The 15586-nt window shown below is 41.0% G+C and carries 4 protein-coding genes; 3 read left to right on the top strand and 1 reads right to left on the bottom strand.

Annotated elements, in window-relative coordinates:
* Window positions 1-91 precede the first annotated feature (91 nt).
* Together BVC89_RS24350 and BVC89_RS24345 are read left to right on the top strand one after the other, a co-directional pair.
* Window positions 92-6256 (top strand): hypothetical protein, encoded by a 6165-nt coding sequence (locus tag BVC89_RS24350; RefSeq protein ID WP_086933704.1) that lies wholly within the window; start codon window positions 92-94, stop codon window positions 6254-6256.
* Between the two features lie 718 nt (window positions 6257-6974).
* On the top strand, window positions 6975-9767 hold the full coding sequence (locus BVC89_RS24345) for a TonB-dependent receptor plug domain-containing protein (protein ID WP_086933703.1): 2793 nt from the start codon (window positions 6975-6977) through the stop codon (window positions 9765-9767).
* A 145-nt stretch (window positions 9768-9912) separates the two neighbouring features.
* Here BVC89_RS24345 and BVC89_RS24340 read toward each other — a convergent pair whose 3' ends face one another.
* Window positions 9913-13230 (bottom strand): ExeM/NucH family extracellular endonuclease, encoded by a 3318-nt coding sequence (locus BVC89_RS24340; RefSeq protein ID WP_086933702.1) that lies wholly within the window; start codon window positions 13228-13230, stop codon window positions 9913-9915.
* 1037 nt (window positions 13231-14267) lie between these two features.
* On the opposite strand from BVC89_RS24340, the gene BVC89_RS24335 reads away from it, so the two are divergent.
* Entirely contained in the window at window positions 14268-15500 is a 1233-nt protein-coding gene (locus tag BVC89_RS24335; protein WP_086933701.1) for an endonuclease, read from the top strand.
* The last annotated feature ends 86 nt before the right edge of the window (window positions 15501-15586 follow it).

Raw genomic sequence — 15586 nt, 5'->3', positions numbered from 1 at the left:
CATTTCTACTACACTCAAATCTCTAGACAGTTGACTGAAATGCATTTCATAACATGCGTTTCAAAAAAAATAACGTATAGGATCAATTGCTATGAGAAAAGAAATGTTTAACTTGAAGCGTTTTTTTGGGCATCCCGCTAATAATATCGATGCAAGTCGAAGCAGCCGTGCCAGCAATCGCAAAACTCACTCGAAGGCCGCGACTAGACTGCCAATATTGTCACATAGAAATAAGCAACAAAGCTTAGTACCTTCACAGACACAGACGAGTGCTAATAACGCTCCAATCTTGCGAGACCCTGCGCGAACGGATGGAGGTTATAACGCTAGCTCTCAACGCCCTCAGCCTGCGGTTGCTGTGAGTGCTAGCAATAATGTACAGATGACGCCGGCACAAGCTTCACTGGCGAAAATGACCGAGATTTTACTTAACGGTAATTTAGGGAAGCCAGGTTTTTCTCTTTCGAATAGTAATAATGACGGTACCGAAAATGTCGCTGGGGTAGATGCAAATAAACTTATAGGTATCCCTTTAAGTACAGATGCAAGAATAAGAAAATTACCTACAGATTCGATAGCGTTTACCACAATGCATCTTCTTCACAAACTCGGGCAAGAGAGCGATATTTTTTCACTTCAAAAAACGGCACCTGATCTGCCGCACGAAGCTGGCTCTGGGCAGATGTTAGCCAGCATACAGCAAAATATTGATGCGTTTGCTCAACTTGCTAAACCAGGTCGTAGTGATGAACTGAACGCATGGATGAATGACATTTATGCCACTATGTTCGATTTAATGGTGGGTGATCAAAAAATTCATAGTTCTAAGCCCGCAAATGTCCTCGGTAAAATAAATCCTGATGTAGCAGCAGCCGTTCGCAATGAAGTAGATAAGGTTGAAAAAGGGGTCGCAGCAGTATCAAAAGGAATTAGTAGTGCCGTTAATAAAGCGGTTCCTGGTTTAGTACCGGAGCGACGTAAGCAGAGTGATACAGGATTAAGCGATCAAACTAATCATGCCAGCGCTTTACCTTTGGCGCGCCTGCAGTGGGCGTTGTCTAATGCAATTGAATGCATGGATTGTGATGTCGGAGCTAAAAAGACATTGGAGGCCTGGCGTGACCAACTTCATGGAGAATATATTCATCAAGCAGCAGACGAGGTGGTCGATTATTTATTTAGTACAACATATAGAAAATTCCAAAAGTTTGCTGGTTTAGAGGCGCAAAGTATCACGGCAAAACTCGGTGGTGAAATTTCTCTTTTTAATCTTTTAACGTTAAATGCTCAACTTAGCGGTACATTAAGAAAGCAAAACCAAGGTGATGAGGAGCGTATTACAGTACCTTTTTTGTTTGGAGGGCTTGAGTTTAGTTTGGGCTATAAGATAGGCAAAGATCTAAAAATTGGCGATGTGAAGTTAGGTGTAAGTCATAGTGGGACGGCAGTCCCGGCAGCGGTACAACATTCATTTAAGCAATTCTCTACTCCGACCTTAGGCGGCTCTACCGGTTTAGCGATGTGGCGAATGCTAAAAGAAGAGGCATCTAGAAATTTGACTCTTGCGGCGGGACAAGACCTAAGTACTTCGCAAATGGATAGTCGGCATCTTGTTAACGCGGTGATGGACAAAGTTGGCATTAGTCCCCCAGCCGAACAGGGTGAGTCTTTAGCAGCTCAAACGCCAAAAGAACTGGCGATAAAAACTATGGATTATCGAAATAATCCAGCCGCTAGGCCACCAAACTATAATGAAATTAAACAAATGGATGAAATTCTAGCGCGTGCGCAAAATGGTGCAGATGTTGTTACCAAAAGTCTGTGTAACAATGGTGTACCTATCCTTGATGCTAAAGGTAAAAAAGTGATTGATCCGAAGGATTTTGATCGAGCCGCTTATCCCCAATATGCACGCCTTAAAGACCCATTTTCGATCATGCCTGTTTGGATTCGAAATTACGGTGCTGGCATTGGTTTAGGAGCCAGTATTCCCGGTGTTGTTTCAATAGATGCCAGCACTAAGGATACTGAAGCGAAAGTTGCTGCTAATGTATTCGCCCCACAGTCACCAACCGAGCTTATGATTGCAGGGCCTAATGATGGCCCGGATCAGCAGCGACAGTTTTTTAAAGAGCGCCGAGCAATGCTGCATAACTGGAGTGATGCACATCCTCGTCTTCTTAATAATATTAAGGTCGCAGCGGGAGTCTCTGCCAAGGATACTTCTATTGGCGATTTTTCTCAAAAGCAATGTGAAAAAGTTCTTAAATATATTGAAGATGATTTAGCAAACTTGGTTGCTAGTAAAAAAGCGCTGACAGGCCAGGATCAAGTCGACGGTCCGAAAACTTTGAGTAAAGCAGAAAAGCGTCAACATCGCGCTGTTATTAGAGACATTGATGATCGTTGGTTGCCGACGACAGGTAATCTTAAAAAGACTTTGAAACCTAGACAGGTCGACCGTGATCGTAAGCAAGCCATTGCTTTTACCTTAGCTGCTATTAGTGACCGAATGCGTGAGCTAAACCAGAAAGCCTGTGACAAAGAGATTTTTAGTAATGTCGATAACAACCTTATATTTAAATTGGCGCAAGGGCAAAACTGGTCCAAGGGCCGTTCTGATCATGCAACATGGTGCTTAATACAAGATCGCTCGCTTAACGATAAAGGGCCAGATGATGGTGCTGAGTTTAATCGTCAACTAAAAGAATTTTATAAAAGCGGTGAAGCATCGGGGTTTAATGGCTTAGTAAAAAGAGACGGTCCACATCGATTAGCTATTCGTGAATTTAATGACACTGCTTTGAAACAGCTTGAGAAATTAATGGACGACAAGCAGCAACTGAAAGTGGCCGGAGATACGCAAAAGCAATATCAGCTGGCTTTCATCGAAAATAAAATTCAGCAAATAATTGAAGATGACAGTAACTCCACTTTTAAGCCCGTTAACTTTGCTATTTCTAAGGAGGTGGAAGCACAGATTACGCCTCATGCTGAAGCGTTTTGGGGAAAAGTTACTACAGAAGATAGTGCCGAAGGGCTTACGACTGTTGATCATGATACCAGAGGCGCTATTGTCAGCCGTTTAAAGAAAGCAGACATGACCAATGATCATATGCCGTGGAGAATGCGTGATCATGAAATTGGTACTACCTACGATATGAAAGGAGATTCGCGATTTCAAGGAGAGTTAAAATTTGTAGTTAATGATCCGGTTATCTCTAACAACCTTTCGGTATCGGTGCCACTGGGTAGTGATAACCGAAAGCTCGATTTAAATATCGGTGTAGATATCCAAAACAGACATTTCAAAAAACAAGTAAATGAGTGGATGTGGGGAAAGTACAGATTTATCGACCTTAATTTAAATTACGGAATTTTTGCTCTCTTTGATAAGTTCGGCAATGTCGCTCCGGATGCCGGCAATCAACTAAAGCAAGCTTTACAAGGGCATCTGCCAGGCAATGGCGAAATGGATGCTGACCAATTTGAGGAGAGTTTTAGTGAGACAGTAAAAGTACTGGGGGAAATGCGGCGTGATGCTCTAACTTCAGCAGGTTTAAATCCTGATCTTGAGGGAGAACAGCTGTTGGCAGCCCTTGGCGCGAAGTCGGCAAAACGAGCAGCCACTGATGCAGCCACTTGGAGTCTTGGTATGAAGTTTGACCGCGGGTTGCCTTTACAAATTAGATGGACACTTTCAAAACCGCAATACCGTTTTGACCCTCATAATAACTTAAGTAAAGATGTCGCATTTGAAAATCCTCGCGGTGAAGATAATAAATCCCACTTCGCTTTTGAAAGTGTCCGTGTAGTGACGAGAAACCCTTTAGCAGAAGGTTCCCGTCGAGGTATGTTCGGTAGTGTTTCTTTTTCTCCAACTCGTGCTGTTAAACGGGCCTTGTTCGGTAATTATGCAGGGCCCAAGTTTGAATTTATCGTGACCAATAGCCATAGGGAAACAGTTGTCGAACACCTCACGGGAAGAACCTGGAACCCCGTCCACCGAGACTATTTCCGGCACTGGGGTAATCGTGGTGATCTCGCTTTTAGAGGTTCATCTATTATGATGGAAACTCCCATGGAGCAAGCACTTCGAGAGAAACGGCCAGTATTAGAAAAACTAATTTCAAATATGGCTAATCCCTGTTCTGATGCGAGAGCAGAGAATGCATTTATTCAAGCAAGTGCTAGGGTTGCTTACAAAGAAGTTATTGCTGATAGGGAGAATAAAATTGCTAATGGTGAAGGTGTATTATCTTTACATCGTAAAGCAATAAAAGATGCCCAGGCAAAACTAGCCGCATCAGAAGGACGAGAGAAACGTTTGCAAGAAGCGTTTCATACTATTAGCAAGAAAGTTAGTACTATGATTGGAGAAGATTTAAAGAATCCAGAACATCTTGCTCAACATAAAAAGCTTCAACATTATGCTAAAGACTTAGCTGCTTTGCGAGCGACATATAATGAAGATGTTACAAAACTTGAATCGCTCACTAACATTGCTAAGCAAGCTGAGGAAAATGCTAAACGACCCCATGCAACAAATGAAGATAAAGCACAATTCGCTGCGGCTAAGAAAGATTTAATCGCCCACAAGACAGCGATGAACAAGAGCAAAGATAGCCACAAAGAGTTGCAACTTATTAAAGATTACTTAAAAGAGTTTAATCCCGAAAAAGCAAATAGTCTATTTGACGATGCCTTTAAAGATATGGAAGGCTTCTTGAACGACTCCTGTGAGTATGCAGTTCATAAGATTGTTAAATACATACGGCCTCTTCCTTATAGAGGTAAAGACAGATCTAAAGAATCACGTGTATTGAGTTCTCTTGACCAGATTGCCCAACGAGTTCCACGCTTTAAGAATGTGCTTAATAGAGATTCTAAAAATTTAAATAATGATAACAGTAAACCTGAAATGAGCTTTTACCAAGGTTTAGAAAAAATTGCTGATGATCTACAGAAAAAACTAGAGCAAAATATAGCACAACAAGAAGAGAACCTTGGCGATGAAACTAATGTGGCTGAGAAACTTGCTCTCAAACAAATTTCTCGTGGCGATGCTCAGCGTGCCCTTAACATTATAATAGCTGATAGAAAAAAACTCGTCGAAACAACAACCCAGACTAACAACGATCTTACTATTATCGAGAATCTAAAACAGGCGGGGGGAAAAGTAGAATCAATTATTGAAGCTATACAAAGTGGCGAAGGTGCAGCTTACCTCGATGAATTAGGAGATACACTGACTTTAATGGCACAAGCATCTCAGCGACTTAGCGCGGAGTATCGTCCAATCTTAAGTGATATATTGGAGCTCGAATCTGCTATTCCAACTAGCGATTCTGCGTTTAACACAGTGCTAGATGATATTAAGCAACAGTTCGGTAGAGAGCTTGATACGATGGTTGAAAACGAGTTAATTTTACGTCAATCTAGTAATGTTAGGGAAAAGGAAGATGCAAAATTAACAGTGGATAACGCAACAGAAAATATGGCGTTTCTTGAGGAAAAGCAGATTAATATGATGCAAGGAAGGTCTCTTTATAATGCTATAAAAAACATCGCTGTTGAACTATCCGAAAAACATAGCGCGGGAGAAGATGCGTGGGATCTAGAAAGGGACTTAGTAGCGAAGGTTGATGCTTATAATACTTGGCGAGATAAGCTGTCGGATGATATTAAAGGTTTACTGCCTTCTGTCTCACAAACGCAAGCGTTAGATAATCAACAAATAAACTCGACTGATTCTACTTTTGATAATAAAGGTGTTGCTCAGCTTATGCTTTCACCTGAATTTTCTCAACAACTAGAACACGCATTGTCGGCGCTCAAGAAAAAGACGAAAGCGACAAGAGAGGCTGCTCGTGGTTTTGAACGGGATAAGTCTAGTAACACGGAAATAACTTTGCGCCCTCTTCAAAAAACGAGAAAAACATTTTTAGGGACTAAAAGTAATGATGCTATACATAAATGGGAAGAAGTAGAAGAGTTAGGTAAAAAAGAGAAGGCGGCACAACAGGCGATTAAATCTCATCGTAAAATTTTAAATCTGATCAACGCACAGAAAAAATCTTTGGGAGAACGATTTGGTCAGACAAATACCTATAGTAGATCTGAGCGTAAACAGCTAATTTTGTTGCAAGAAGAAATACGAAGTTTTAACCGTTATATCGCAGAGTTCTCGGCTGATGTTAATCTTACACAACTACCAGCATTGAGGCTAAATGATATTATGCAAAAACAAAAATAATAGCTACTAAGGTGCTTCTATATGTAGTTAATCAATACGTATATGCTTTTTTGAAAGAACTACTCTATCTTTTTTAAATTAGAGCTTTCATAAGATACTTTTCAATCCTACCATTAGCTCGACGTAACTATTTTACGAGCTAATGGTGTATATTGGGTAAAAGAGTCAATAAACATATTAGCTAAAATTCTGGTTCGGTTAATACTTGTTTGACCGATAACGGCTTATATCTAAGAAGAAAATAAGTGCCAAAATTTTTAATCTAATCAACATTGAGATTATGACGACAGTTTAGTCTATTGTTTGTTGATAATTTTTATAAATGAAGTTCCCATACCTTTAATAGACAATATCTCTACGAAAAGCTAGTCAATATGGAAAAAGTGAATATTTAATATATGCTAGCGCCTTAAAATATTTCTAGGTTTTCAACATTATTTAGTTCAAAAATACCCTGTACAACATTGTCCTTATTCAATATTTTTAGGCCGGATCATCGGTTTATAAAAGAGATTAAGAAATCTACAGTGAATTTTAAAAATAAGGGAATTGTCTGACCAACCCTATGCTATTTATCTTGCATAAATACATCAAAAAAAGCCTTGGTTTTTCAAAACAATTAAAAAACGCTATATATAGCTCAATGAATAACTTTATCTTGTGTAGTTAATCTATACCACGAGCTTTCTCACCATAATTAAAATTACTTGGAGGATCAATGAAAGATTACCGAAAACTATATTCCTTTGGCCGAATAATTACTCTCTGCTGTGCAAGCTTTAGCACACAGTTTACTTTTGCTCAGGGGAAAAATAGTCTTGTCGAAGAAATAGTCGTTACCGGATCTTATTTGAAGAAAAAATCTTATAATGAAGTTGGGTCCCCAATAGATATCATTGGTAGGAGTGATCTTGATGCTGATGCGCCTAATGGGCGTTTGATAGATACATTACGATTTTTACCATTTAATTCGGGAAATTTTTCAGGTCTTACCCCTGGGGGTGATGGTGGTCCCCAAGAAGGGCGACTAGGTGGCGGCACAGTTGATGTACGCGGTCTAGGTGGTGCAGCTACTTTGGTGTTGCTCAATGGACAGCGGCATACAGGTTTTCCTTTATCTCAAGATGGGCGAGTAGATATTAACTCACTCTTACCTAGTATTATGCTTGAGCGGGTAGAGATTCTGAAAGACGGCGCATCTGCAGTGTACGGATCAGATGCTGTAGCCGGGGTGATGAATTTTATTACTCGTGATGATTTTGAAGGTGTTGAATTTCGTGCGGATGCCCGTGGTACATATGGAGCTACGCAGGATGCCTTCGATCATAACAATAAAACTTTTGGCTTTTTATTTGGGAGCCCAGCAGAAAGCGATGTTCGCATAGTTGCTGGAATAGAATATTTTAATCAAGATAACTTAGTTTTTGGTGAAGTAAAACAAGTACCAGTTTTCACAGCACGCGGTGCATCTAGCTTTGGTAATCCAGGTTCCTTTGTCGTTCCTGTTCGTGATCAAGTTGGTTCGATTACAGGTATGCAAACTTTGCCTGACCCGGATTGTCAAGCGGTAATCGATGCGAATATTAATCGCGACCCTGCATTTAGTCAAACCTCTAGCTCTTTAGACTCAGCAGCTAATCTTTGTAGAATTACTTTTCCTAATCAGCCTTTTTTACTTGATGAAGAAAGAATTTCCGCGCGTGTAGAAACCCAGTGGAATCTCCAAAACGATATACAGTTTAAACAAGCATTCTCGTTTGCACGATCTGAAACTCTCGATGTTTTTAATGCAACAACGCCCGTTTTAAATTTTCCCACTGTACCTGGCACTCATCCAGCTAATCCGTTTATAGCACGGGATGCTAATGGCAACCAGTTATTTGCTTTGGATTCGAATAACGATGGTATTCCTGACCGTGATAGTAATAACCAAGTGATTCTTGATCCTGCAGGCATTGCTTTTAATGAAGATGTACTGTTTCGAGGGCGCCCATATTCTGCTACTAATTTTGGTGTGGTGTCTCCTGCTCAGGAGTTAGAGACTATGCGTATTGAATTTGGCCTTGGCAATGACTCTAGCGAATGGACATGGGATTTATCCTGGAGCTATTCCCGTCAAGAACTTATAAGACGAGGGCCTGATTCGGTATTCTCAAAATTACAAGAGGCACTACAAGGTACAGGTGGCCCAGGAGGTGATTTATACTTCAACCCGTTTGGTAGCTCGTTATTGGGTGACACTTTTGTAAATGATCCGTCGCTAGAAGAAAGTATTCGTGTTGTATTAATCGATCAGCACTTCACCACTACCACAACGTTTGACGGTGTTATTGCTGGAGATTTATTTGAATTACCTGCAGGGCCTCTTGCTACGGCTTTTGGTTTTCAAGTACGAGATGAGCGTTTGTCCCAAGACTTTGATCACCTTAAGACCATTGGTGAAGTGTCTTTCTTCGGTAATGGGGACATAGACTTTACTGCTTCAGATAATGTTTCAGCAGTGTTTTTTGAAGCTGCCGCACCGATATTAGACTCGCAAGCAGTTAATATTGATTTTTCTGTAGCGGGGCGCTATGAAGAAAAAGATTCTACAGGTGATGGCTCTTTTAATCCTAAATATTCACTAAGATTTCATAATAATATATTTTCTGTTGGTGCTTCCTACGCAACTTCTTTCCTTGCCCCATCATTGTTCCAGTCGGGTGGTTTAATTGCGCAATTTGCCAATGTCTTTGATCCACAGTCCAATACGTTGGAACAAGTTAGTACACGCATTATTGGCGACCCTAATTTAGAGGATCAAGAATCAACTTCAAATTCACTTAGCTTCAAGCTGACACCTACTGAAAATTTCTCGCTGGACCTCACTTATTGGCGCTTTGATTTTGAAAATCTCATCGCAGCTTCTCTTACTCAGGCTATTGTTGACGCTGATCCCAATGGCCCGTTAGTTCAGCGTAATAGCTCTGGGATTATTTCTTTAGTTAATCGGCCATTTTTTAATGCGGGTTCTATTGAAACAGACGGTGTGGATTTTAGTATTTTATACCGTTTCCTTAAGAACTTTACTCTCAGCTCTAAAGGAACTTTTGTAAATAGCTATGATGTTCAAGAAAGTGTCGGAGGTGCTGTTATTGATGGGGTAGGCTCTGATAACAATGGTAATATTGGTAGTGCCATCGCTGAATGGAGAAACAATACACGTATTGCTTGGAATTCAGGTGATCATGAGATCTCGTTTATTGGACGTTATTATAGTGATGTCACTCGTAGTCGAGGAGGAGACGAAGGTGTGGCGAAAGCACGTTGGGTTTTTGACGGGCAATACAGTTATGGATTCGACAATATTCTTGGATCTGAAACGGATGTATTACTGACTCTGGGTGCACGTAATATCTTTAATAATGAGCCAAATATTGTATTGACTACAGATAATCAATTTTTCGTGGGGACTTTCCAAGATCCTGCAGGACGTGTGATATATGCGAGCTTAAAAGCAAATTTTGAGTAAACTTTTTTATTAATAGATATACTTATAGAAGTGTTTTTAAATGAATACCAGCTGAAAAATACTGTTTAGTATTTTCAGCTGGCATCGCTAATGTATATTACTGTCTTAAATTATCCGTGTAATAGTGTTAATTTCTTAACAATTATTACTCTTCGCATTTAAATAGCCTGCCTTCTCGACATTCATCATTGCCTTTACCGCCAATGATAAAGTTTCTGCCGGGGCCACCATAAAGGGCATCGTTGCCTCGTTGACCAAAGATAAAGTCGTTACCACCATCGCCAAAGACAATATCATGACCTGAACCGGCGATGACTTTGTCGTGGCCGTCACCAGCACAAACGAAGTCATTGCCTCGACCTGCAAAGATAAAATCTGATCTATCGGTACCGACGATAACATCATCTTCCTTGGTTCCAAATAGGAAACCACGGTAGCGGCGGCCATCCTGAAGACCACCTACAATGTAACCATCTTTAACGTAAATCGTTGCAACCCGTGAATTACACACTGGCACATCTGGGAACTGAATGCCTACCACAACTGGGTCATGGTCAGCTGAGCGATAAGGGTCTTGTGCGTAAAGAGGCAATAAGCCTGGCTTGGCTTCGAATGAACGCTCGCCACTATCAAGTACCGTATCGTTGTAATCGAGTAAGTTGACTTCATCAGCATTGATATGCCATTCAGTAACACCAGTGATGTAAGGCACAAGTTCAGGGCTTGCAAGAGCGTGATCGAGATAACCTGTTTGCCCATCGAAGATAAAGCTGTATGCATCGTCGCCCTCAAACATGTCAATTACATCGACATATCCCGCATCTTTAAATGCTGTAATAGGATCTTCATTGCGGTAAGCATTCATATCACCGATGACAAGGACAAAATCAGTATCAACGCCAGTTGGGTTTTCTGCTAGCCATTGCGTTTCAACTTCCGCTGCTAGAGTTCTTGTTAGGTTACAGTTGGCTTGGCCTGTTGTTCTATCATCGTCGCCAGCACCACAACCGGAGCCTTTCGACTTAAGATGATTAACCGCAACAACGAAAGATCTTTCAGAAGCGATTTCTTTAAATGCTTTCGCTACAACAGGACGATTTCTTGAACGGCCAACGTTAGCGGGGTCTGTAAATGATGGATCATCTAGTATTGCCGTGTTGCCAAAGGCTTCTACAGTCTCTAACTTGTAAAGTAAACCAACAGTAATTGCATCTGTACCAACAGTGCCTGTTTCTATCGCCGCATAAGTTGGGCAGCTCTCGTTAACTGCATTAACTAGGGTAGTAATAGGAGCTTCAGACATGCCTTCAACAAGGTTTTGTACTTCCATGAGACCAACGACATCTGCATCTATAGCACAAATTGCTGAAACGATTTTTCTGGTTTGTCTTTCTAATTCCTCGGGTGAATTTGCCCCACGACAGTCAATTGTTCCTTGTGGGCCACAAGCGGGGTTGCCATCGTCTATTGTGGTGAAATAGTTAAGAACATTGAAGCTTGCTACTTTAAGAGAACCACCTACATCCGCTGGTGTTTCAGTGCGAGGATTAGCTGACTCAAAGGTGTATTCATAGTTCTCGACTACTGGACGTATACGCCAAGCATTTGCGCCTGAACCTGCAAACGACCAATGTAAAACACCTGTTAAGTTTTCGATAGTATCGCCAGCTCGGAAGCTATTATCCACAGAGAAGCCTGGCTGAGGCAGGAATACAGGAACATCATTGAAAACAGCGATATTTTGTGTGTTGTTGTCATCATCCAGGATAATTCTACGCGCAGCAAGATCAATTTGATGAGCAATTAACCCTTCTTCTGTTGGCAAAAATGCATCAGTGAATTGACGCGGACGACCATTGGCTGTCAGTACCACCTGGCCGAAACGATTTAGTGCAAAGTGCTCGGAAACCGTTAGTTCAGCAGGGAAAGTAACAAGCATACCTTCTGTTTGTTCAAAGTAAGCGTTAATTTCTGCTGTTGCACCCGTTAAATCTGCTGCCGTTGTGGCAACAGGTAAGGCTAACTCGACAGGGCTAGGCATTGGGTTGCCAGAGCTAAGAACAGTAATGTCTGTATCCCTAGTGGCGTTGATTTGGGTCATGTCAAAAAAGTCGTTGGCTAAGCCAGTAACGCTAACTAAGTCACCCACACTAACGTCTACCGAACATGAGCCGCAGAATACAAATAAACCTTCTGAAGTTGCTGGATCGCTATCAGCATCGCTGTCCTCTTCTTGTACGAAGAATCCACGCAGTTGTGATTGTGCTTGGAAATCAGCAGTAACAATCGCTTCAATCGTAAATACAGCGCTGTTAGGAATCGCATTACTATTGCCTTGTACAGTATGAATAGCTACGACTTCCGGAACTGGGGTCGGCGTTGGTGTTGGCGTTGGTGCAGTGCCTGCGTCATTGCACACGCCGAAAGTATTTTCAGCTGGAGCATTCCAAACACCGTTGATCTTCTGTAAAGAGAAGCCTACAGGTGTTGAGCTTGTTTCTGCTACACCAATGTCATTACTTGTCATTCCCAGCGCTGGGCCGTCAGCTGCGGTAAGGCTGCCTTCGTAGCTAATAAACTCAACAACACTGCCACTTGCATCCAATAGTGCGATGGCATCCGGAGAACCATTCTGAATACCCGATATGGCTTGTACTAATGTGCCCGCTGAGCAGCCCTGCGCAGCTGCTAGCTCACCACTCAAGGTCACAGTGTTGTAAACGCTGTTATTAGAGCCGTTGTATAGTGCAAGTTGCCAACCATCGAGGCTAGTTCCTGCTGCTCCCGTAATTTCGACAGCTTCATCTACATCACCACCGGCGTTATCGTAATGTAACTCGCTAATACTGATAGCACTTGGTACTGGAGTTGGCGTTGGCGTTGGTGTAGGAGTCGGAGTCGGAGTTGGCGCACCCGCTGCGACTTCAGTAGTGCATGTGCCAAATGTATTGGCGACTGGGCCTACCCATACACCATTTACCAGTTGTAATGACTCTGTCGCAGGAGTAGAGCTAGATTCACTTACGCCAATATCCGTACTTGTCATGCCCGCCGCTGGGCCATCAACAGCATTGAGAGGCCCTTCATAAGAAATGAATTGTACTACGTCACTGCCGTTAACTAGAGCAATACCGTCTGGGCTACCGTTTTGGATTCCTGCTATATCTAAAACGAGGGTACCGCCATTACTGCCGCAACTTGCATCAGCAGTGACAGAACCTGTTAACGCTACAGTGTTATATACAGAACCGTTAGAACCGTTATAAAGTGAAACACTCCAAGCACTCAGGTTGGTATTAACTTCAGTGCTAATTTCTATGGCTTCGTTAGTGTCCGATCCTGCATTGTCATAGTGGATTTCACTAATAAAAGTATCTGCATGAGCATTGGCTGAAAGCCAACTGCCGCATACAGAGAGGACAACCGCACAGGTTCTCCTCGATAAAATATTTGCGATAGGCATGAAATACTCCATTTATTGACGAATTTGACGCCGAGAGTGGCGCTTATTATTAAGTTCTTGTAAAAGGCGGTGGCAAGCCTAGATGGCGCCACTTACTGCCTTCTTTCATTTTTATGAAATTTTTATTAATTTTTTGTGCACACTTACGGGCAACATTTTTACTCTGTTTCGTAAGAATTAAAGCGCTTCTACTATTTGGCTAACACTAGCCATGTCATTTGATAATTCTGACCTCTTAGTCAACGAACGAAATTGGATAATACGCAATATAAAGTGACAAAACTTCTAACTTTTAACTGTTTTGTGTGTTTTTTGATCTGTTTGAGGCGATCATTCACATGCTAAGAAAATATAGATGCCGCTTTAATTCCGCTTTATTTGTGTTCACTGTCGCAAAAAAAATGAACGGGGGAATGAATAGCAAAAACTACGCCACTCTTAATTTTTATACTTATAAGCTAAGGCCAGTAATTTAAAATGTACAGCTAGTCCATTAAATAAGTATTCATTATTTTTAAGCAAATAATATTATGCCAATGTATTGTTTAAATTTCTTACCATAATATATCGTTAACTAGTTTCCTAGTCGCTTTTCTGTTTTATCGGTATCTAAAAAATTTTCGAAAACTTCTTATTTGAGATTTACAGAATTTTTTAATTATCAGTACGAAATAAATTGTAATAATTCGACACCGAAAATAAGAATAGAGAATGAGGACTTCATGTGGAAACCAAATATAAACTTAACATATATAGCATTTTAGTTTTTTAAATAATCATGAGATAGCACGAAAGGCATGAGAAAAATGTGATTCGATAGTTAAATTTAAATCTTATAAACTCTATAAGAATACTGATTTAACTATTGTTAAAAGCTAATAATCTATTGCCATATTAGAGTGCACTATAAAAATTTTACTATGGTGTTTTCTGACCAATACGTTATGAATTAGTAATGTTTCAACAAATTTGTCATTTTTTATTGTTATCGTTAAAAACGAAATCCCATAGTTAGTTTCCCTTCAAGGTATAAAAATATGATTGCAAAAAAAATAATGCTGTGCGCGCGAGTTAAATCAATACTGATATTACCCATTACTTTAGGCGCTATGAATAATGCTTTTGCCGCTCCACCTGCAAATTACTATAACAGTGTCGATCAAAGTTCAGCAGCTGCTTTACGCAGCAGCCTACACAATGTGATTGATGATCATAAACGTTTTCCCTATACCTCCTCATCAACAGATACATGGGATATTTTAGAGCGCGCAGATCAGGATGAAACTAACAGTTCAAATGTAACGACTATATACCGCAATATAAGTTATGTTAAGCAAGGCGGTGGTAATAGTTTATATAACCGCGAACATAGTTGGCCAAAGTCTTATGGTTTTCCTGATGATAATAGTAGAAATTATCCCTATACAGATACACATCATCTTTTTGCCGCAGACATAGGCTATAACTCTTCACGTAGTAACCATTACTTTGATAATTGCAGTCCCTCTTGTTCAGAAAAAGCAACGACAGCAAACGATGGCCATGGCGGTCAGGGGGGAGGCTATCCTGGGGATTCAAACTGGGTCGACTCGAACAGCTGGGAAGTATGGAAAGACAGACGTGGTGATATTGCTCGCGCAATGTTTTATATGGATTTACGTTATGAAGGTGGAAGCCATGGTGTTACTGGGGCATCAGAACCTGATCTACGCTTAACTGACAATACCAGCTTGATTAGCAACTCGCGTACAGGTAACAATGAATCCGTTGCTTATATGGGACTGCTTTCAACATTGCTAGAGTGGCATGAGCAAGACCCTGTAGATGCTGATGAACGAGAGCGTAACGATGTTATCTTTTCTTTCCAAGGCAATAGGAGCCCCTTCGTTGACAACCCTGAGTGGGTAGACTGTATTTATCGAAATCAATGTGATGGCAGCACTGGAGGTGGCGGTAGTGGTAACGGCAACGGTGGTGGACAACAAACAGATGTATTTGGTAGTGAAGGGCGCTGGAGAAATTATAATATTAGTATTCCTGCTGGTACATCTCGCTTCGAAGTAAAAATGTCTGGAGGTACAGGAGATGCCGATCTTTACGTACGTCGCAATGCACTGCCAACAGTGTCCACATACGACTGTCGACCTTATTTGACTGGCAACCAAGAGACCTGTACTTTCAACAACCCACAAGCAGGCACTTGGCATATCAGTATTCGTGGTTATACATCTTACAGTGGTGTTGATTTGGAATATAACTACTTTGATTAAATTTTAATGACGATTTGAATAGCTATTACTTTGTTATAATGTTTTGTGTTATCACCTAATAAATGGCTTCGATATATAAGAAGCTT

Origin of the sequence: Agarilytica rhodophyticola, assembly GCF_002157225.2 — a bacterium.
Taxonomy (GTDB): Bacteria; Pseudomonadota; Gammaproteobacteria; order Pseudomonadales; family Cellvibrionaceae; genus Agarilytica; species Agarilytica rhodophyticola.
The sequence above is the reverse complement of the archived record's forward strand: the minus strand, read 5'-3'. Positions and strand labels throughout refer to the sequence as shown.